Origin of the sequence: Candidatus Pantoea soli, from assembly GCF_007833795.1 — a bacterium.
GTDB lineage: Bacteria > Pseudomonadota > Gammaproteobacteria > Enterobacterales > Enterobacteriaceae > Pantoea > Pantoea soli.
In genome coordinates this window covers 3,737,835-3,758,528 of record NZ_CP032702.1, presented here as the reverse complement: position 1 = coordinate 3,758,528, position 20,694 = coordinate 3,737,835, and the positions used below count along the sequence as shown (strand labels likewise).

Sequence of the window (20,694 nt, the reverse complement as noted above, 5' to 3'; positions counted from 1 at the left end):
GGCGGACTCCACTCGTACAAAATCGATAAGAAATTCAGGCGCTAATAAATAGAAACTGTCTTTTTGACACAGGCGATCAGAAAGCGCCTGCGACCGCTATCTGCGGTAGTCATCCCTGCGATCGGCGGTGAGGATCGTCAGCGGAAGGGCGGATCATAGCGCAAAGCGCCTCAGAGATCTTCCCTTTCTACACAGTTTTGATCCAATTTATCCACAGGGTGTAAAACCGATAATGAGTTTACCTGCTCTGTGGAAAAAGCGAGCGGGAAACCGGCTGAAAGCGGTAAATTTTCAGGCAGCGTCGCATTTTCAGCGGTGGGATCGGGTTGCCGATCGCAAGAAGATCCTGGACGATCCTTGCGCTTTCCTTTATAGCCCGTATAATTCTCCACCCGGCATTGGCGCGTGAAGCCTTGATGCCCGGAATTAGCGGGCTGTATCAGGGTTTTCAGGTTCCGCGACCAGCGAAGTAAATTGACTCCGGACTGTACAATTATTACAATCCCGCCTCTTTATTAAAGACACATTGAGGCGTCGGTCGATTTACTGGCCAGAAAACGCGTCACCCAGTGAAATTTTTCAAGTTTAGGTAGAAATCGCCATGAAACGCACTTTTCAACCGTCCGTACTGAAGCGCAACCGTTCACACGGCTTCCGTGCACGTATGGCTACTAAAAATGGTCGTCAGGTTCTGGCACGTCGTCGTGCTAAAGGCCGCGCTCGTCTGACCGTTTCTAAGTAATAAAAGCTAACCCTCGTGGTTAAGCTCGCATTTCCCAGGGAGTTACGTTTGTTAACTCCCGCTCATTTCACTTTCGTCTTCCAGCAACCTCTTCGGGCTGGCACGCCGCAAATCACCATTCTCGGCCGCCTTAATTCGCTGGGGCATCCCCGCATCGGTCTTACCGTCGCTAAAAAGCATGTGAAACGCGCCCATGAACGCAACCGGATCAAGCGATTGACCCGCGAAAGCTTTCGTCTGCGCCAACACGAGCTGCCACCGATGGATTTTGTCATCGTGGCGAAAAAAGGGATTGCTGACCTCGATAACCGTGCACTGACGGAAGCGTTGGAGAAATTATGGCGTCGTCACTGTCGCCTGGCGCGCGGCTCCTGATCGTCCTGATACGCGTTTACCAACGCGCCATCAGCCCACTGCTGGGACCTCATTGCCGGTTCCATCCCACCTGTTCGCAGTACGGGATTGAGGCCTTACGCCGCTTTGGCATCGTAAAAGGCAGTTGGTTGACGCTAAAACGCGTATTAAAATGCCACCCTTTGAACCCGGGTGGTGACGATCCTGTGCCGCCAAAAACCTTTGATACCAGAGAACATTAACGATGGATTCGCAACGCAATCTCTTTCTCATCGCTTTTCTGTTCGTGTCTTTTATGATCTGGCAAGCCTGGCAGACGGACCACGCTCCGCAGCCACAGCAGACCCAGACCACGCAGAACACAAGCAGCGCAGCGGGTGATGCCGCCACTTCCGGCGTGCCGGCCAGCGGCCAGGGCAAAACGATCACCGTTAAGACTGATGTCCTGTCACTCAACATCAACACCCGCGGCGGTGACATTGAGCAGGCACAGCTGCTGACCTACCCGGACAAACTGGGTTCAGATGCTCCGTTCCAGCTGCTGGAAACCACTCCGTCGTTCGTTTATCAGGCGCAGAGCGGCTTAACCGGCCGTAACGGTCCGGATAACCCGAATAACGGCGCCCGTCCGCTGTACACCACCACTCAGGATCACTTCGATATGGCCGATGGCCAGACCGAGCTGCGCGTGCCGCTGACCTGGACCGGTGAGAACGGCGTGGTCTACACCAAAACGTTCGTCTTTAAGCGCGGTGAATTTGCGGTAAACGTTGATTACACCATCAACAACGCCTCGCAGCAGCCGCTGGAAGTCGCGATGTTTGGTCAGCTGAAGCAAACTATTGACCTGCCGAAGCACCGTGACACCGGCAGCAATAACTTTGCGCTGCACACCTTCCGCGGTGCCGCCTACTCCACCAGCGATGCGAAATACGAAAAGTATAAGTTCGATACCATCGCCGATAACGAAAACCTGAACACCACCACCAGCAACGGTTGGGTGGCGATGTTGCAGCAGTACTTCGCTACGGCCTGGGTGCCGCGTACGCAGGGCACCAACACGCTGTATACCAGCAACCTCGGCAACGGCGTGGCCGCGATCGGTTATAAATCTGCGCCTGTGACGGTTGGTGCCGGTGCGCAGCAGAACCTGAGCGCCACACTGTGGGTCGGCCCGGAAATCCAGGACAAAATGGCGGCGATTGCGCCTCACCTCGATCTGACCGTGGATTACGGCTGGCTGTGGTTTATCTCTCAGCCGCTGTTTAAGCTGCTGAAGTTCCTGCACAGCTTTATCGGTAACTGGGGCTTCTCCATTATCGTTATCACCTTCATCGTACGTGGCATCATGTACCCGCTGACCAAAGCGCAGTACACCTCGATGGCCAAGATGCGTATGCTGCAGCCAAAAATTCAGGCGATGCGTGAGCGTCTGGGTGATGACAAGCAGAAGCAGAGCCAGGAGATGATGGCGCTGTACAAGGCGGAGAAAGTGAACCCGCTGGGCGGCTGTCTGCCACTGGTTATCCAGATGCCAATCTTCCTGGCACTGTATTACATGCTGTCCGGTTCAGTTGAGCTGCGTCATGCGCCATTTATTCTGTGGATTCATGACCTCTCCGCGCAGGACCCGTACTACATTCTGCCGGTCATCATGGGTATCACCATGTTCTTCATTCAGAAGATGTCACCGACCACCGTGACCGATCCGATGCAGCAGAAGATCATGACCTACATGCCGGTTATCTTTACCGTGTTCTTCCTGTGGTTCCCGTCAGGTCTGGTGCTGTACTACATCGTCAGCAACCTGGTTACCATTCTCCAGCAGCAGCTGATTTATCGCGGCCTGGAAAAGCGCGGCCTGCACAGCCGTGAGAAGAAGAAAGCGTAACGCCCGGCTCAGCTGAGCAGGACGCAAACATCCCGGGGCGGCAGATATGTCGCCCTTTTTTTATCATTATGCATACCCTGTGTCCTTCCGGCTGCCGGAAGCAGTACGGGGAAGTGAGTGAATCATGAGCCACAGCGACACCATAGTTGCCCAGGCGACGCCTCCCGGCCGCGGCGGCGTCGGTATTCTGCGAATCTCCGGTTCCCGGGCGGCGGAGGTCGCGCAGGCGGTGCTGGGCAAACTGCCAAAACCGCGTTATGCCGATTACCTGCCCTTCTGCGATGCTGACGGCAGCGTGCTGGATCAGGGCATTGCACTGTGGTTTCCCGGCCCCAACTCCTTTACCGGGGAAGACGTGCTGGAGCTGCAGGGCCACGGCGGCCCGGTAATTCTCGATCTGCTGCTGAAGCGTATCGTGGCGCTGCCGGGTCTGCGTATTGCCCAGCCGGGTGAATTCTCCGAGCGGGCGTTTCTCAATGACAAACTCGATCTGGCGCAGGCGGAAGCGATTGCCGATCTGATTGATGCCAGCTCTGAACAGGCAGCCCGCTCGGCAGTCAATTCTCTGCAGGGTGCGTTTTCCCTGCGCGTGAACGCGCTGGTGGAAGCGCTGACGCACCTGCGCATCTATGTCGAAGCGGCGATTGACTTCCCGGACGAAGAGATTGATTTCCTCTCCGATGGCAAGATCGAAGCGCAGCTCAATGCGGTGATCGGCGACCTGAATAGCGTGCGTGCCGAAGCGCGGCAGGGCAGCCTGCTGCGGGAAGGGATGAAAGTGGTGATTGCCGGGCGCCCCAATGCCGGTAAATCCAGCCTGCTGAATGCGCTGGCGGGACGCGAAGCGGCTATCGTGACGGACATTGCCGGTACCACGCGCGATGTACTGCGCGAGCACATTCACATTGAGGGTATGCCGCTGCACATCATTGATACCGCCGGACTGCGTGAAGCCAGTGATGAAGTGGAGCGTATCGGTATTGAGCGTGCCTGGCAGGAGATAGAGCAGGCCGATCGCGTGCTGTTTATGGTCGACGGCACCACCACCGACGCCACGGAAGCCGCCGCGATCTGGCCTGACTTCATTGCGCGGTTACCGGCGGCGCTGCCGGTTACCGTGGTGCGTAATAAAGCCGATATGACCGGCGAAACCCTTGGACTGACTGATGTGAATGGCCACGCGCTGATTCGCCTTTCTGCGCGTACCGGCGAAGGCATCGACACGCTGCGCGAGCATCTGAAGCAGAGCATGGGCTTTGCCGGCAATGTGGAGGGCGGGTTCCTTGCGCGCCGCCGCCATTTGCAGGCGCTGGAGACCGCCGCCACGCACCTGCAGCAGGGGAAAGATCAGCTGCTGGGGGCCTGGGCCGGTGAACTGTTGGCGGAAGAGTTGCGCCTGGCACAGCAGGCGCTGAGTGAAATTACCGGTGAGTTTACCTCTGACGATCTGCTCGGCCGGATTTTCTCCAGCTTCTGCATCGGCAAATAACCCCTCCCCGCGCTGGCCGTCTGCGGACGGCCACGCCGGCCCATCCGCCGCGTTTTAACATACGTCTTTGTTATTTGGCTCCCTCTCTGCTTTGCAGTATAACGAAAGCTGGCCGTGGCTGACGCACACCGGCCGCCTTCATTATTCATGCTAAAAATCAGGCACGTATCGGGGCCTGAACAGGAGAGAAACATGAGTATACCGCTCGACAGCGCGGCGCTTGATGCGCTGTTTACTGAAGCCCGCACCCACAGTTACTGGCAGGATAAGCCGGTTGCGCAGGAGGTTCTGCAGCAGCTTTATACGCTGACCGCGCTGGGGCCAACCTCCGCCAACTGTTCGCCGGGTCGCTTTGTGTTCGTGACCTCGCCGGAAGGCAAAGCAAAGCTGAAACCGGCGCTCTCCTCGGGCAATGTGGATAAAACCATGGCGGCACCGGTCACGGTCATTGTGGCGTGGGATCCGGCGTTTTATGAAGTGCTGCCAAAGCTGTTTCCGCACGGTGACGCGCGCAGCTGGTTCACCAGCAGTCCGGAACTGGCAAAAGAGACGGCGTTTCGTAACAGCAGTCTGCAGGCGGGCTATCTGATTCTGGCGGCGCGATCGCTGGGGCTGGATGCCGGTCCGATGTCAGGATTCGATCCGGCAAAAATCAACGCGGCTTTCTTCAGCGAAAGCAAATGGCAGGTAAACGTACTGATCAACCTCGGCTACGGCGACGCCAGCAGGCTGCATGCGCGCTTACCGCGCCTGCGTTTTGAAGAAGCCAGCAAATTCGCCTGAGTTTCGCGCGTTATCCCAGCGAGTGAAAACCGCTGTTGAAGTACACCATGGGCTCTGCCGCTTCGCCCGGCAGAGCGATCCCCACGATACGCGCCAGCAGAACGCTGTGCGTATGCCATTCCACCGCCTGCTCCAGCTGACAGTCAAAACTCACCAGCGCATCAGCCAGTACCGGCGCGCCGGTCTGCAGCGTCTGCCATTCACCACTGTGAAAACGTTCGGCACGGCGGGCGGGCTGACTGAACTGCGCGCACAGCGCATCATGTCGCTCCCGCAGCACGTTCACGGCAAAATGGCCGCTTTGCAGAAATGCATCATGGCTGGAGGCGCTGCGATTAACGCATACCAGCAGGCTGGGCGGTTCAGCGGCCAGTGAACTCACTGAGGTGGCTATCAGCCCCAGTTTTTCGCCCTGGTATTCGGTGGTGACCAGCGATACGCCAGCGGTAAGACGGCGCATGCCATGGCGAAAGGCATCAAGCGAAATCGATTCCTGGCGATCAGGTGAGGTAAAAGACATAACAGCTCCGGCGTGCATCCTGAATCATGTGCACTTAAGGTGGGTGAATAATCGTTTACGCACGTCACTGTGCTTTTTTTTAACGACCAAATCCTACACCACAACGGCAGCTTCATCACCCCATCTGCCGGTCAGATGCAAAAGCTTCATCTGCAAATGCAGCGTGAAGAAAACTCACTTTCGTCCTTATCTGAATTTCATCCCTTCCTGCTGCAAGCCGGATGCAAACCCATGAGAAAATTCTTACAATGGCGCTGATGATTATCCGACCATTTTCACGGAGCGACAGATGGCTAGTCATTTTGTGCGTTGGATGGGTAACCCGCCACTCTCTGCCGGAACAACGCGGGTACCACAGGACGTGATCAACAGCGCTGAACGCCTGCCCGACAAGCGGCGCGGCCGCTTTCTGGCCGCGCGTGAACTGCTGGCGCAGCTGATGCTGCGCGTTTATGGCATTCAGACACTCCCGATGCTGATCACCAGCAGCACCGGTCGCCCCTGCTTTGCCGATCCGCAGCTGCCTGATTTCAGTATCGCCTATGCCGGTAACATGGTCGGCGTACTGCTGGCGGAAGAAGGCGGACGTGCCGGCCTGGATATGGAGATTGTGCGCGCGCACAGCCGCCAGACGCAGGATGCGCTGACGCAGGATCTCTCCTCCGGTGAAAAAGCGTGGATCAACGCGCAGCAGGACTTTATGGAAGCGGTCACGCAGATCTGGACGCTGCGCCAGAGCATTCTCAAGCTGACGGGTGCAACGGACGGCGGCATTGATTCGCTGCGCCTGCATCCGGCGGCAGGTCGTCTGCGCTCCACCGTGTTTCCGGATATTCAGGCGGTGTGTGATGCCGAACCGACGCTGGTGTGGTCATGTGCGTTGTCGCCCGCCACGGAGCGGCTGCACCTGTGGGAAATCGACGCGCAGCAGCAGTGGCATGCGCTGCGCGAGGTGGAGATGAGTAAACCCAATATCGGGCCACGCACGCTGCGGCTCACCAGCCTGCCGGGCGAACGCAGCGGCAGCGCGCCGGCAGTTGACCATCATCCGTGAAAAAAGGCCGTCGCTGCGCGGCCTGCACTGTCAGTGCGCGTCGATAAAGGCAATTTTCAGCACAAACAGCAGCGCTACCACCACCACACATGGGCTGATTTCACGCCAGCGTCCGGTGCCAAGCTTCATCACACACCAGGCAATAAAGCCAAGCGCAATCCCTTCCGTGATCGAGAAACTGAACGGCATCATCACCGCCGTGACAAAAGCCGGTACGGCTTCAGTGAGATCGTCCCAGCGCACGCGCGACAGCGAGGCGGTCATCAGCACCCCGACATAAATCAGCGCGCCGGCAGCAGCATAGGCGGGAACCATTGCGGCCAGCGGCGAGAGGAACATCACCAGCAGGAACAGAACGCCGGTCACCACCGCCATCAGGCCGGTACGGCCCCCTGCCGCCACGCCTGAGGAGCTTTCGATATAGGCCGTGACCGACGAGGTCCCCGCCAGCGAACCCGTTACCGAGCTGATGCTGTCTACATACAACGCCTGCTGCATGCGCGGGAAGGTGCCTTTCTCGTTGGTCAGCCCGGCTTTGTCCGTCACGCCAATCAGCGTACCCGACGAGTCGAACAGGTTAACCAGCATAAAGGAGAAGATCACCCCGGCCATGCCAACGTTGAGCGCACCTTTAATGTCCACCTGGCCCACGACAGCGGTGATGGCCGGCGGTGCGGCAAAGACCCCGGTGAATTTGACGTCACCCAGCAGCAGCCCAATCGCCGTGGTCACGACCATTGAAACCAGCACCGCCGCATGAATATTGCGCGAGGCGAGAATGGCAATGATGAAAAAGCCCAACGCCCCCAGCAGCACGCTGTGGGAAGTCAGGTTACCCACGCTGACGAGCGTCCCGGCATTGGGGACGATAATGCCGGCGTTTTTCAGCCCCATCAGGGCAATAAACAGCCCGATACCGGCCGTAATGCCCACCCGCAGGCTGAGCGGAATATTGGCAATCATCCAGTAGCGCACGCGCAGCAGGGTCAGGATCAGCAGACCCAGCGCGCCCCAGAAGATCGCGCCCATGCCAACCTGCCACGAATAACCCATCGCGCCAACCACCACAAACGCGAAAAACGCATTCAGCCCCATTGCCGGTGCCAGCGCGACCGGCAGATTCGCCACCAGCCCCATCAGGATGCTGCCAAAGGCCGCAATCAGGCAGGTGGTTACAAATACCGCCTGGGTATCCATGCCTGCCGCGCCGAGAATCTGCGGGTTAACGAAGACGATGTAGACCATCGTCAGGAAAGTGGTAAAACCGGCAATCATTTCGGTCCGCGCGGTTGTCCCGTGTTCCTGCAGCCGGAAGATGCGCTGCAATAGGCCCTGCTTAGTCATGTCGCTATTCCGATGAAAAATTTATCGCCGCGTATCCTATAGGCTTTGGCGCGGCAAAACACGGATTTTTCGCAACCGGTTGCCCGCAGTCGCTTTCTGCGCTCAGTGCGCTAGAGTGACAGCTGATTATTTACTAAAAGGATGAGACACGATGTCAGTTGAATGTATCTTTTTTGATTGCGACGGCACGCTGGTGGATAGCGAAATGCTCTGTACCCAATCCTACGTCAACACCTTTGCCCGCTACGGCCTGCACCTCTCGCTGCAGCAGATGTTTGAGCAGTACAAAGGGGTAAAACTCTACGACATCATCCGTGACGTTGCGGCGCAGCATCAGGTTACGCTGCCGCAGGATGAGGTGGAAACCGCCTATCGGGCGGAGGTGGCGCGCCTGTTCGATCTGGCGCTGCAGCCGATTGCCGGGGCAAAGGCGCTGGTGGAGAGCATTACCGTCCCGATGTGCGTGGTCTCCAACGGGACGGTTAAAAAGATGCAGCATTCGCTGGGGCTGACCGGCATGCTGCCCTGGCTGGAAGGGCGCCTGTTCAGCGGTTATGACATTCAGCGCTGGAAGCCGGACCCGGCGCTGATGTACCACGCGGCTGCACAGATGCAGGTGCCCGTTGAGCGCTGTATTCTGGTGGATGACTCTGAGGCGGGCGCCCGCGCCGGCGTGGCCGCCGGCATGCCGGTGTTTTATTACTGCGCTGACGCCCATAACCCGCCGATTGATCACCCGCTGGTGACGCGCTTTGATGATATGGCGCAGCTGCCGGCCCTGTGGCGCGCCCGCGGGTGGGATCTGGTGTCAGCCGCCTAGCCGCCCTGGCTGCGATCAGCCAATCGCGCCCAGGGAATCCTCGTTGCCCTGCTGCTTCGGCAGCAGAAACAGCGTGGCGAGGATATCCAGCAGATAAATCAGCGCCAGCAGAGTAATAGCGGCACTAAAGGCGATATGGGTTGCCAGCATACCGATTACCAGCGGGCCAAAACCGCCGACGCCGCGTCCGAGGTTAAATAACACATTCTGCGCTGTGGCCCGCGCCTGCGGCGGAAAGGTATCGGAAATCAGCGCACCGTAACCGCCTATCATGCCATTCACGAACATGCCCATCAGCGCGCCGGTAAACAGCATGACCGTCGGGTCACGCAGCTGAGCGTAAATCACCACCATAACCACTGCGCCAAACTGATACAGCAGGAAAATTTTCCAGCGGGCGAAACGGTCTGCCAGCACGCCAAACAGCCAGATGCCGAAGGTCATGCCTACCACCGTGACCGCCGTCCACAGGCCGGATTTGGTGAGGCTGAAGCCGAAGCTGGAAGAGAGATAGTTTGGCATCCAGATCATCAGCCCGTAATAGCCAAAGTTCTGCACGGAACAAAGGATAAAAATGCCCAGGCTGGCTTTGCCGGTGGCGCGGTCGGCAAACAGCAGCCGGAGACGCGCGCCAAACGACAGCGGCGGCGTGCGTTCTGCATGGCGGGTGAAGGTTTCCGGCTCCCCCAGGGATCGGCGGATAACAAACGATGCCAGCGCCGGCAGCAGTCCGACCAGGAACATGCCGCGCCAGCCAATCACGCCGAGCAGCGCTGGCGTAATGAAGGCCGCCAGCAGCACGCCAAGCTGCCAGCCAATGCCGACCCACGCCGAGGCACGGTTACGCTTCTCTTTCGGCCAGGCTTCCGCAATCAGCGCCATACCAATGCCGAACTCGCCACCCAGCCCCATGCCTGCCAGCGTACGGTAAGCCAGCAAATCCCGGTAGCCCTGCGCCACGGCGCACAGCCCGGTAAACACCGAGAACATCAGAATGGTGACGGTCAGCATACGGATGCGGCCAAAACGGTCGCTGAGATGGCCAAAGACAATGCCGCCCACCACCGCACCGATCAGCGTCCAGGTAACCAGCGATCCGGCCTGCGACGGATCGAGCGCCAGCGATACGCTGATCGCCGGTAACATAAAGCCAAGAATCAGCAGATCAAATCCATCCATCGCGTAGCCACTGATGGCGGCCAGCATCGCTTTGGCGGGCGTGACGGCGGTTTTAGCGGGTTTTACAGAAGACATGTCAGGGTACCTGGCAGTAAAAAGTGCGCCAAGTATAAAGAGCGTGCGGTGCGGAGACCAGGCAGAAATCGGCAGGGCTGCCCGCCCGCCATAGCGTGAACAGGCAGCCTATAAGACGATCAGGAGGGTTTATTGCTGCCGTCATCGCCTGACAGCAGTTCATCCAGCCGGTCACCGCCCACATGGCGGAAATCCTGACCTTTTACAAAGTAGAAGATGATTTCACAGATGTTCTGGCAGCGGTCACCGATACGCTCAATGGCGCGGGCGCAGAACAGCGCGGTCAGCACGCTCGGAATGGTGCGCGGATCTTCCATCATGTAGGTCATCAGCTGACGCACAATGCCCTCGTACTCTTTATCCACCTTTTTGTCTTCGCGGTAGATTTTGATGGCTTCATTCAGATCCATCCGCGCAAAGGCGTCCAGCACGTCATGCAGCATCTGCACGGTGTGATGGCCCAGCGATTCCAGGCTCACCAGCAGCGGTAAATGCTGCTGACCAAACTTCTCCAGCGCGGTACGGCTGATCTTTTCCGCCACGTCACCGATGCGTTCCAGTTCCGAAATGGTTTTGATGATCGCCATGACCAGCCGCAAATCGCTGGCGGTCGGCTGGCGCTTGGCGATGATGCGCACGCAGGCTTCATCAATCTCCACTTCCATCATGTTGACCTTCTGGTCGCCTTCGATCACGCGTCGCGCCAGTTCGCCATCCTGATTATGCATCGCGGTAATGGCATCGGTGAGCTGCTGCTCAACCATGCCACCCATGATCATCACCTGGGTGCGGATGTGCTCCAGTTCGGCGTTAAACTGACCGGAGATGTGTTTGTTCAGATTTAAATTATCCATGGGCGTCTCCTGAATCAGCCGTAACGACCGGTGATGTAATCTTCGGTTTGCTTCTGTGCGGGCTTGGTAAACAGCGTGTCGGTATCGCTGAACTCAATCAGCTCGCCCAGATACATAAAGGCCGTGTGGTCCGAACAACGTGCCGCCTGCTGCATATTGTGGGTAACGATCACCACGGTGTAATCCTGCTTGAGCTCGGTAATCAGCTCTTCAATACGGCCGGTGGAGATAGGGTCCAGCGCTGAGCACGGTTCATCCAGCAGCAGCACTTCCGGGCGGATAGCGATGCCGCGCGCAATGCACAAACGCTGCTGCTGACCGCCGGAGAGACTGTAACCGCTCTGATGCAGCTTGTCTTTGGTTTCATTCCACAGCGCCGCTTTGGTCAGCGCCCACTGCACGCGTTCGTCCATATCGGCACGCGACAGCTTTTCAAACAGGCGCACGCCAAACGCGATGTTGTCATAAATCGACATCGGGAACGGCGTCGGCTTCTGGAATACCATGCCGACGCGAGCACGCAGCAGGGCGATATCCTGATGCGAAGCCAGAATATTGTCGCCATCCAGCAGGATTTCACCCTCGGCGCGCTGCTCGGGGTAGAGCGAGTACATTTTGTTGAAGGTGCGCAGCAGGGTGGATTTACCACAGCCGGAGGGGCCGATAAATGCCGTTACCTGGTTTTTAGCGATATCCAGATTGATATTTTTCAGCGCATGGAACTTACCGTAGTGGAAGTTCAGATTGCGCACCTGAATTTTACCGGCAGAAGGGGTTGCCATACTCATTGCTCATCTCTCATGTGCAGCGCCGCCGAAGCCGCGCCGGAAAATTAGTGTTTGCCTTTGGCGAAAACCACGCGCGCGACAATGTTCAGCAACAGCACGCACAGCGTAATAATCAGCACACCCGCCCACGCCAGACTTTGCCATTCGGCAAACGGGCTCATGGCGAATTTAAAGATGGTCACCGGCAGGTTGGCCAGCGGCTGCATCATGTCAGTGCTCCAGAACTGGTTCGACAGCGCGGTAAACAGCAGCGGGGCGGTTTCACCGGCAATACGCGCAATCGCCAGCAGCACGCCGGTGATGATGCCGGACACCGAGGCTTTCAGCGTGATAGCAGAGATCATCTTCCATTTTGGCGTGCCCAGCGCGTAGGCGGCTTCACGCATACTGTCCGGCACCAGCCGCAGCATGTTTTCCGTCGTACGGATCACGATCGGAATTTGCAGCAGCGCCAGCGCCACCACGCCGGCCCAGCCGGAAAAGTGCTGCATCTGCGATACCACAAGGGTATAGACAAACAGGCCCACCACAATGGACGGCGCGGAGAGCAGAATGTCATTGATGAAACGGATCACCTCGGCCAGCCAGTGCTTCCGGCCATACTCTGCCAGGTAGATACCCGCCATAATGCCCAGCGGCGTGCCAAAAAAGGTGGACCAGAAAATCAGCAGGCCGCTGCCGGCGAGGGCGTTCGCCAGACCGCCGCCGGCGGTATTGGGGGGCGGCGTGGATTCTGTGAACAGCGACCAGCTCAGGCCATCAATGCCTTTGGTCACGGTAGTAAACAGAATCCAGATCAGCCAGAACAGACCAAACGCCATCGTCAGCAGGGATAACGTCAGGGCAATTTTATTCTTGGTGCTGCGCCACGCCTGCATTTTACGACGCGACGCTTCCAGTTCCGCACGCGCCTGCATTTCAATCGCTGTCATGAACGGGCTCCTTCACTTTTCGCCAGACGCAGGATCATCAGTTTGGAGATCGCCAGCACGATAAAGGTGATCACAAACAGGATCAGGCCCAGCTCCATCAGCGCCGCGACGTGCACGCCGGATTCCGCTTCGGCGAATTCGTTCGCCAGTGCCGAGGTGATGCTGTTGCCCGGCATAAACAGCGACGCGTTGTCGAGCTGGTAGGTATTACCGATGATAAAGGTTACCGCCATGGTTTCACCCAGCGCGCGGCCCAGCCCCAACATGACGCCGCCGATCACGCCATTTTTGGTGAACGGCAGCACGATGCGCCAGATCACTTCCCAGGTGGTGCAGCCAATACCGTAGGCCGACTCTTTCATCATCACCGGCGTCTGCTCAAACACGTCACGCATGACGGAAGCGATATACGGAATAATCATGATGGCGAGAATAACGCCAGCCGCCAGGATGCCAATACCAAATGCCGGGCCGGAGAACAGTGCCCCCACAATCGGAATATTGGCCAGTACCTCGCCGACCGGCGTCTGGAAATATTCAGCAAACAGCGGCGCGAAAATAAACAGGCCCCACATGCCGTACACGATGCTGGGGATCGCCGCCAGCAGTTCAATCGCCGTGCCCAGCGGACGACGCAGCCAGCCGGGTGCCAGCTCGGTGAGAAACAGGGCAATGCCGAAGCTCACCGGTACGGCGATGATCAGGGCGATCAGCGAGGTAACGAGGGTGCCGTAGATTGGCACCAGCGCACCGAATTGTTCGTTGGGCGCATCCCAGGTTTTGGTCCACAGAAAGGAGAAGCCAAACTTCTGGATGCTCGGCCAGGAGGAGAAAATCAGGGAGACGATAATGCCGCCCAGCAGCAATAACACAATCAGCGCTGACAGCTTAACCATCGCGCCGAAAATCATGTCGCCTTGCTTGCCCGGTGCTTTAAACGTCGGCTTAGTGGCAGCCATACAATTCTCGTTCTCAGGGGGTAATCAGGGCGGCACAGCGGCCGCCCGTCAGGCTGGCCTGCAGCTATCGCAGGCCAGGTGGTTCACTTACTGGTACAGCGCTTTACCGGAGCTGTCTTTGATATTGGCTTTCCAGGCAGCGCGCACCTGGTTCGCTACGCTTTCCGGCAGAGCGGCATAATCCAGCGCGGTGGCCGTCTTGCTGCCGCCTTTGTAAGCCCAGTCAAAGAACTTCAGCACTTCGCTGCCCTTCTCCGCGTTCGCCTGCTGTTTGTAGATCAGAATGAACGTGGTGGAGGTGATTGGCCACGCGTCGTTGCCTTTCTGGAAGGTCAGATCCTGCGCAAAGGTTTTGCTCCAGTCTGCGCCTTTCGCCGCGTTAGCGAAGCTGGTTTCACCCGGAGCCACGGCTTTGCCGTCTGCATCCATCAGTTTGGTGTAGGTCAGGTTGTTCTGCTTGGCGTAGGCATACTCCACGTAACCAATGGAGCCCGGCAGACGCTGGACAAATGCTGCCACGCCATCGTTGCCTTTACCGCCCAGACCGGTTGGCCAGTTAACGGTGTTGCCTTTGCCGATTTTGCTGTTCCACTCTTCGTTCACTTTAGACAGGTAGCTGGTGAACACGAAAGAGGTGCCGGAACCATCCGCGCGGCGCACCACGTTGATGTTGGTGTCAGGCAGTTTGATGCCCGGATTCAGTTTAGTGATCGCCGGGTCGTTCCATTTTTTGATGTTGCCGAGGTAGATATCACCGACGGTTTTACCGTCCAGCGTCAGCTGACCCGATTTCACGCCCGGAATGTTAACAGCCAGCACCACGCCACCAATCACGGTCGGGAACTGGAACAGGCCGTTTTTCTGCAGATCTTCTTCTTTCATTGGCGCATCGGACGCACCAAAATCAACGGTTTTGGCGATGATTTGCTTCACGCCGCCCGAAGAACCAATACCCTGATAGTTAATTTTGCTACCGGTGGCTTGCTGGTATTCTGCTGCCCACTTGGCATAAACCGGTGCCGGGAATGTCCCGCCTGCGCCCGTCAGATCGGTGGCGGCAAAAGCAGAAACCGCGCTTACGGCGAAGGTGGCGGCGAGGATTCGGGCTACGGTGCTACGCATCAGTGTCATGTTCCCTCCAGGGGATTAAAAAATCAGGCTTGGAGCCGTTTTAGTAGGAGTCAGTGATTGCTGCTGGAGGGAAAATAGGACAGTTTGATGACAGTGAAATGTACGAATTGTGACAGTTATATGACAGGCGGCAAAACAGAGCGAGCCCGTTGCAGGCTCGCTCAGAAAGGAGGTTACTCCACGGTGACCGATTTCGCCAGGTTGCGCGGCTGATCGACGTCTGTGCCTTTGATCAGCGCGACGTGATAGGAGAGCAGCTGCAGCGGCACCGTATAGAAGATAGGGGCGATCACCTCTTCAACGTGCGGCAGAGAGATAATCTTCATGCCTTCGCTGTCGCTGAATCCGGCATCCTGATCGGCAAACACGTACAGCAGACCGCCGCGCGCGCGCACTTCTTCAATGTTGGACTTCAGCTTCTCCAGCAGCTCGTTGTTCGGCGCCACCACAATCACCGGCATATCGGCATCAATCAGCGCCAGCGGGCCATGTTTCAGCTCACCGGCTGCATAGGCTTCAGCGTGAATGTAGGAGATCTCTTTCAGCTTCAGCGCACCTTCCATGGCAATCGGATACTGATCGCCGCGGCCGAGGAACAGCGCATGATGCTTGTCAGAGAACCCTTCTGCCAGGTTTTCGATCACTTTATCCTGTGCCAGCATCTGCTCAATGCGGCTGGGCAGCGCCTGCAGCGCATGCACGATTTCGTGCTCGGTTTCCGGCTTCATACCGTGCAGACGACCCAGTTTGGCCACCAGCATCAGCAGCACCGCCAGCTGGGTGGTGAAGGCTTTGGTGGACGCCACGCCGATTTCGGTGCCGGCTTTGGTCATCAGCGCCAGATCGGATTCGCGCACCAGCGACGAACCGGCAACGTTACAGATGGCCAGCGAACCAAGATAACCCAGCTCTTTTGACAGCCGCAGAGCGGCCAGGGTGTCAGCGGTTTCGCCCGACTGCGACAGGGTAATCAGCAGGCTGTTTTTACGCACCGCCGATTTGCGATAGCGGAATTCAGAGGCGATCTCCACATCACACGGCAGGTTAGCCAGCGATTCAAACCAGTAGCGCGATACCATGCCGGAGTTATACGAGGTGCCACAGGCGATGATCTGAATATGTTCGACTTTGCTCAGCAGCGCTTCGGCCTGTTCACCTAATTCGCGCAGATCAACGATGCCATCATGGAAACGGCCCGCCAGCGTACTTTTGATGGCGTTGGGCTGCTCGTAAATCTCTTTCTGCATGTAATGGCGGTAGAGGCCTTTGTCACCGGCGTCGTACTGCGCGTTGGATTCGATCTCCGGGCGCTTCGCCTGCTGACCGTCACGGTCGATAATGGTGACTTCGCGACGGGTAATTTCAGCGATGTCCCCCTCTTCCAGGTAGATGAAGCGGCGGGTCACCGGCAGCAGGGCCAGCTGGTCAGACGCGATAAAGTTTTCGCCCACACCCCGACCAATGACCAGCGGACTGCCGGAACGGGCTGCTACCAGCACGGACGGATCGCGGCTGTCCATGATCACCATGCCATAGGCACCGCGCAGCTGCGGAATCACCCGCAGGATCACGTCGCGCAGCGTTCCGCCCTGCTTCTGTTCCCAGTGCACCAGATGTGCCACCACTTCGGTGTCGGTTTCAGAGGCGAAACGGTAACCGCGCTCAATCATCAGCGCACGCAGTGGCTCGTGGTTTTCAATAATGCCGTTGTGCACGACGATAACGTGCTCTGAGACATGCGGATGCGCATTGGCCTCTGAGGGTTCGCCATGCGTTGCCCAGCGGGTGTGCGCGATACCGGTTCCGCCGACCAGCGGCTGCTGATCGGCAGCTTCTGCCAGATTAGCCACTTTGCCCACACGACGCAGGCGCGTCATATGGCCCTGACGATCCACAACGGCCAGACCGGCAGAGTCATAGCCGCGATACTCCAGACGACGCAGGCCTTCCAGCAGAATTTCTGCAATGTCACGCTGCGCTACTGCACCAACAATTCCACACATAATAATTTCCTGACTTCATGGCTTTCGGCCATTGCGTTGTCATCTGACCTGACGTTTCCCCGAGCCTTGTAGAGAGTGGGGAGAGTAACTGCCCCCTGTTCCGGCCGCTGACAGGTGTGCGCAACGCACGACTCTGCCGCGACCGGATTAAGGGTAATCGCACTGCTGACGGGCCGATCGTCGCCGGCCCTGCCTTTTTATTTTTTCTTCACCGGACGCTGCCAGCCAGACTTCTGGTTTTGCTCTTTGCGGTTGTAGACCAGATCGGCCGCGGTGACGTCTTTCATCACGGTCGTTCCGGCCGCAATGGTGGCGCCCGCCGCCACGCTGACCGGTGCCACCAGCTGCGTATCCGAGCCAACAAATACGTTATCGCCGATGACAGTTTTAAACTTATTCGCCCCGTCATAGTTGCAGGTGATGGTTCCGGCACCGATATTCACGCCAGCGCCGATCTCTGCATCACCCAGATAGGAGAGGTGGCCGGCTTTGGAACCTTTGCCCAGAGAGGCCTTTTTCATCTCAACAAAGTTGCCGACGTGCGCCTCTTCAGCCAGTTCGCTGCCCGGACGCAGGCGGGCAAAGGGCCCGACGGTACAGGCGCTGGCCAGTCGCGCATCCTCAATGACCGAGTAAGGGCTGATCTCGCAGTCGTCAGCAATCACGCTGTTTTTGATGATGCAGCCGGCCCCGATTTTTACCCGGTTGCCCAGGGTGACGTTGCCTTCAAGTATGACGTTGCTGTCAATTTCCACATCACGACCGTGCTGCAGCGTACCGCGCAGGTCAAAGCGTGCCGGATCGCGCAGCATCACGCCGGCCAGCAGCAGCTGCTCTGCCTGCTCCAGCTGATAAACGCGCTCCAGCGTGGCCAGCTGCAGGCGGTTATTTACGCCATCTGTTTCGCTGTTACGCACCGGGTGTACGGCGTTAATCAGGCGACCTTCCTGATGGGCCATGGCGATGATATCGGTGATATAGAACTCGCCCTGCGCATTATGGTTATTGAGCTGCGCCAGCCAGCGTTTGAGGTCGCCGCCGTTGGCGATCAGGATGCCGGTGTTGATCTCCTGAATGTTCAGCTGTGCCTCAGAGGCATCTTTCTGTTCGACAATGCCGGTTACCGTGCCATTTTCACGCACGATACGACCATAGCCGGTGGGATTGTCCAGTACCACGGTCAGCAGGCCGATACCGCCCGCCGGTTTGGCTTCACGCAGCCGCTGCAGCGTGGCCTGGGTGATCAGCGGCACATCGCCGTACAGCATCAGAATGTCTTCGTCATCAGCGAAAAACGGCGCAGCCTGCTGCATCGCATGGCCGGTGCCCAGTTGCTCCGCCTGCAGCACCCAGTTCAGGGTGTTGTGTGCCAGCGCCTGCTTTAACTGCTCGCCCCCGTGGCCATACACCAGATGTACCTGCTGTGCGCCGAGGCCGGTTGCGGCATCAATGACGTGCTGAACCATCGGTTTACCTGCCAGGCTATGCAGCACTTTTGGCAGATCGGAATACATACGGGTGCCTTTGCCAGCCGCCAGGATCACCACACTCATTGCGTTCGTCGACATAACTATCCAGACTCAATTTAACTTTCGAAAGTGTAAGGTTTAGGCCTGAGATTACTACATTTTTCTCCGCCCGAAATTAGCGTAAACACTGAAACGGCGCGGCGGCACACCACCGTGTTCTTTACCCGCCCTGCGGCTGCCCTGATGCGGCGCGGCGCTGTATGGACTGCGTGTAGCGCTGTATGGACTGCGTGCAGCGCTGAATGTCTCTGCCCCGGACAGACATGGAATATCAGGCCGTACGGTCATGGCGATCAGACAAAAAAAATGCCAGCCCGGAAGGGCTGGCATTCGTGACGCACAAAGCCTGATTACATCGCTTTTTTGGTCAGCTCGATAACACGCAGTTTCGCGATAGCTTTCGCCAGCTCTGCAGAGGCCTGAGCGTAGTCCACGTCGCCGTGGCTGCTGTTCATGTGCTCTTCTGCTTTGCGTTTCGCTTCCAGCGCGCGCGCTTCGTCGAGGTCTTCACCGCGAATCGCAGTGTCGGCCAGAACGGTCGTGCTGCCCGGCTGTACTTCCAGCACGCCGCCAGAGAGGTAGATATACTCCTCTTCGCCGTGCTGTTTCACGATGCGAATCATACCAGGCTTGATGGCGGTCAGAAGCGGGGCGTGACCCGGGTGGATACCCAGCTCACCTTCGCTACCTGACACCTGGATACGCTGTACCAGACCGGAGAACATTTGCTGCTCCGCGCTGACCACGTCCAGATGAAAAGTCATAGCCATACCATTCCTCCCGGGAAACCGTTATTACAGTTTCTTCGCTTTTTCTACGGCTTCTTCGATCGCGCCGACCATGTAGAACGCCTGCTCTGGCAGGTGGTCGAATTCGCCTTCCATGATGCCTTTGAAGCCACGGATGGTGTCTTTCAGCGTCACGTATTTACCCGGAGAACCGGTGAAGACTTCAGCAACGAAGAACGGCTGAGACAGGAAGCGCTGAATCTTACGCGCACGTGCCACCAGCAGTTTGTCTTCTTCAGACAGCTCGTCCATACCGAGGATGGCGATGATGTCTTTCAGTTCCTGGTAACGCTGCAGCAGAGACTGCACGCCACGCGCAACGTCATAGTGCTCCTGGCCCACGATCAGTGGATCCAGCTGACGGCTGGTGGAATCCAGCGGGTCAACTGCCGGGTAAATACCCAGAGAGGCAATCTGACGGCTCAGCGTAACGGTTGAGTCCAGGTGAGCAAAGGTGGTTGCTGGTGACGGGTCAGTCAGGTCATCCGCAGGGACGTAAACGGCCTGTACGGAGGTGATTGAACCGGTTTTGGTGGAGGTAATACGCTCCTGCAACACACCCATCTCTTCGGCCAGCGTTGGCTGATAACCTACTGCAGATGGCATACGGCCCAGCAGTGCTGATACTTCAGTACCGGCCAGGGTGTAACGGTAGATGTTGTCGATGAACAGCAGAACGTCACGGCCTTCATCACGGAATTTTTCCGCCATGGTCAGACCGGTCAGTGCTACGCGCAGACGGTTACCCGGCGGCTCGTTCATCTGGCCATACACCAGCGCAACTTTGTCGATAACGTTGGAGTCAGTCATTTCGTGGTAGAAGTCGTTACCCTCACGAGTACGCTCACCTACGCCCGCAAACACTGAATAACCTGAGTGCTCAGCCGCGATGTTACGGATCAGCTCCATCATGTTTACGGTTTTACCCACACCCGCACCACCGAACAGACCGACTTTACCGCCCTTGGCGAACGGACACATCAGGTCGATAACCTTGATGCCGGTTTCCAGCAGTTCCTGCGAGTTTGACTGATCTTCATAAGAAGGCGCGGCACGGTGAATAGAGGAAACCTCTACTGCGCTGCCGTCTTCTTCTTTCAGGTCGCCTTTCATGTCGATCGGCTCGCCCAGCACGTTCATGATACGGCCGAGGGTGGCTTTACCCACCGGAACCTGAATAGGTTTTTTCAGATCGATTACTTCCAGACCGCGCTTCAGGCCGTCAGAAGAACCCATGGCGATGGTACGCACCACGCCACCACCCAGCTGCTGCTGCACTTCCAGCACCAGACGGGCATCACCATTCTTAACCTCGAGAGCGCTGTATACCTGCGGTACCGCGTCCTGAGGGAATTCGACGTCAACTACGGCGCCGATAATCTGGACAATCTTTCCAGCTGCCATCTTGAATCCTCTACCTAATACGAGAATATCCGGCCGCGCTCGCGCGACAGAATAT

Annotated in this window: 20 protein-coding genes; 8 read left to right on the top strand and 12 right to left on the bottom strand. The window is 57.6% G+C overall.

Translation table 11 applies throughout. From position 1 onward, the window contains the following. The first annotated feature begins 601 nt into the window (after nt 1–601). From rpmH to D8B20_RS17415, 6 genes are all read left to right on the top strand, one after another. Nucleotides 602–742: a 50S ribosomal protein L34 gene (gene rpmH / locus D8B20_RS17440; RefSeq protein WP_000831330.1), complete on the top strand. Its 141-nt coding sequence runs from the start codon at nt 602–604 to the stop codon at nt 740–742. Between the two features lie 15 nt (nt 743–757). Beyond that, nucleotides 758–1,117 carry a ribonuclease P protein component gene (rnpA, locus tag D8B20_RS17435; RefSeq protein ID WP_040679622.1) on the top strand — a complete coding sequence of 120 codons (360 nt, stop codon included), beginning with the start codon at nt 758–760 and terminating at the stop codon, nt 1,115–1,117. After that, a complete protein-coding gene (gene yidD, locus D8B20_RS17430) occupies nt 1,081–1,338 on the top strand; it encodes a membrane protein insertion efficiency factor YidD (protein WP_145890312.1) in 258 nt (85 codons plus the stop codon). The genes rnpA and yidD overlap by 37 nt, the downstream gene beginning before the upstream one ends. 2 nt (nt 1,339–1,340) lie before the next feature. Continuing rightward, entirely contained in the window at nt 1,341–2,987 is a 1,647-nt protein-coding gene (gene yidC / locus D8B20_RS17425) for a membrane protein insertase YidC (protein WP_145890310.1), read from the top strand. Nucleotides 2,988–3,111: 124 nt separating this feature from the next. Then, nucleotides 3,112–4,476, top strand: coding sequence for a tRNA uridine-5-carboxymethylaminomethyl(34) synthesis GTPase MnmE (gene mnmE, locus D8B20_RS17420; protein ID WP_145890308.1), 1,365 nt, complete (start codon nt 3,112–3,114; stop codon nt 4,474–4,476). Between the two features lie 192 nt (nt 4,477–4,668). After that, nucleotides 4,669–5,259, top strand: a complete 591-nt coding sequence (locus tag D8B20_RS17415; RefSeq protein WP_145890306.1) for a malonic semialdehyde reductase — start codon at nt 4,669–4,671, stop codon at nt 5,257–5,259. Nucleotides 5,260–5,269: 10 nt separating this feature from the next. Here D8B20_RS17415 and D8B20_RS17410 read toward each other — a convergent pair whose 3' ends face one another. Then, entirely contained in the window at nt 5,270–5,779 is a 510-nt protein-coding gene (locus D8B20_RS17410; RefSeq protein WP_145890304.1) for a flavin reductase family protein, read from the bottom strand. Nucleotides 5,780–6,068: 289 nt separating this feature from the next. Between D8B20_RS17410 and D8B20_RS17405 the strand changes: the two genes are divergently transcribed. Further along, nucleotides 6,069–6,833: a 4'-phosphopantetheinyl transferase family protein gene (locus D8B20_RS17405; protein ID WP_145890302.1), complete on the top strand. Its 765-nt coding sequence runs from the start codon at nt 6,069–6,071 to the stop codon at nt 6,831–6,833. 30 nt (nt 6,834–6,863) lie between these two features. Here D8B20_RS17405 and D8B20_RS17400 read toward each other — a convergent pair whose 3' ends face one another. Next, nucleotides 6,864–8,177 carry an NCS2 family permease gene (locus D8B20_RS17400; RefSeq protein WP_145890299.1) on the bottom strand — a complete coding sequence of 438 codons (1,314 nt, stop codon included), beginning with the start codon at nt 8,175–8,177 and terminating at the stop codon, nt 6,864–6,866. Between the two features lie 151 nt (nt 8,178–8,328). On the opposite strand from D8B20_RS17400, the gene yieH reads away from it, so the two are divergent. Next, nucleotides 8,329–8,997 (top strand): 6-phosphogluconate phosphatase, encoded by a 669-nt coding sequence (yieH, locus tag D8B20_RS17395; protein WP_145890297.1) that lies wholly within the window; start codon nt 8,329–8,331, stop codon nt 8,995–8,997. A gap of 15 nt (nt 8,998–9,012) precedes the next feature. Here yieH and D8B20_RS17390 read toward each other — a convergent pair whose 3' ends face one another. From D8B20_RS17390 to atpD, 10 genes are all read right to left on the bottom strand, one after another. Beyond that, the gene (locus tag D8B20_RS17390; RefSeq protein ID WP_145890295.1) at nt 9,013–10,251 is read right to left on the bottom strand and encodes an MFS transporter; all 1,239 of its coding nucleotides are present in this window, start codon (nt 10,249–10,251) and stop codon (nt 9,013–9,015) included. A gap of 119 nt (nt 10,252–10,370) precedes the next feature. Then, entirely contained in the window at nt 10,371–11,105 is a 735-nt protein-coding gene (gene phoU, locus D8B20_RS17385; protein WP_145890293.1) for a phosphate signaling complex protein PhoU, read from the bottom strand. Nucleotides 11,106–11,119: 14 nt separating this feature from the next. After that, nucleotides 11,120–11,893, bottom strand: coding sequence for a phosphate ABC transporter ATP-binding protein PstB (pstB, locus tag D8B20_RS17380; protein WP_145890291.1), 774 nt, complete (start codon nt 11,891–11,893; stop codon nt 11,120–11,122). 44 nt (nt 11,894–11,937) lie between these two features. Continuing rightward, nucleotides 11,938–12,825, bottom strand: a complete 888-nt coding sequence (pstA, locus tag D8B20_RS17375) for a phosphate ABC transporter permease PstA (RefSeq protein ID WP_145890289.1) — start codon at nt 12,823–12,825, stop codon at nt 11,938–11,940. Continuing rightward, entirely contained in the window at nt 12,822–13,784 is a 963-nt protein-coding gene (gene pstC / locus D8B20_RS17370; RefSeq protein ID WP_145890287.1) for a phosphate ABC transporter permease PstC, read from the bottom strand. The genes pstA and pstC overlap by 4 nt, the downstream gene beginning before the upstream one ends. 87 nt (nt 13,785–13,871) lie before the next feature. Next, the gene (pstS, locus tag D8B20_RS17365; protein ID WP_145890285.1) at nt 13,872–14,915 is read right to left on the bottom strand and encodes a phosphate ABC transporter substrate-binding protein PstS; all 1,044 of its coding nucleotides are present in this window, start codon (nt 14,913–14,915) and stop codon (nt 13,872–13,874) included. Between the two features lie 173 nt (nt 14,916–15,088). Then, the gene (glmS, locus tag D8B20_RS17360; RefSeq protein WP_145890284.1) at nt 15,089–16,918 is read right to left on the bottom strand and encodes a glutamine--fructose-6-phosphate transaminase (isomerizing); all 1,830 of its coding nucleotides are present in this window, start codon (nt 16,916–16,918) and stop codon (nt 15,089–15,091) included. Nucleotides 16,919–17,115: 197 nt separating this feature from the next. Further along, a complete protein-coding gene (gene glmU, locus D8B20_RS17355) occupies nt 17,116–18,486 on the bottom strand; it encodes a bifunctional UDP-N-acetylglucosamine diphosphorylase/glucosamine-1-phosphate N-acetyltransferase GlmU (RefSeq protein ID WP_145890282.1) in 1,371 nt (456 codons plus the stop codon). 311 nt (nt 18,487–18,797) lie between these two features. Further along, nucleotides 18,798–19,217, bottom strand: a complete 420-nt coding sequence (locus tag D8B20_RS17350; protein ID WP_145890280.1) for a F0F1 ATP synthase subunit epsilon — start codon at nt 19,215–19,217, stop codon at nt 18,798–18,800. Between the two features lie 24 nt (nt 19,218–19,241). Next, on the bottom strand, nt 19,242–20,639 hold the full coding sequence (atpD, locus tag D8B20_RS17345) for a F0F1 ATP synthase subunit beta (protein WP_145890278.1): 1,398 nt from the start codon (nt 20,637–20,639) through the stop codon (nt 19,242–19,244). Nucleotides 20,640–20,694 lie beyond the last annotated feature (55 nt).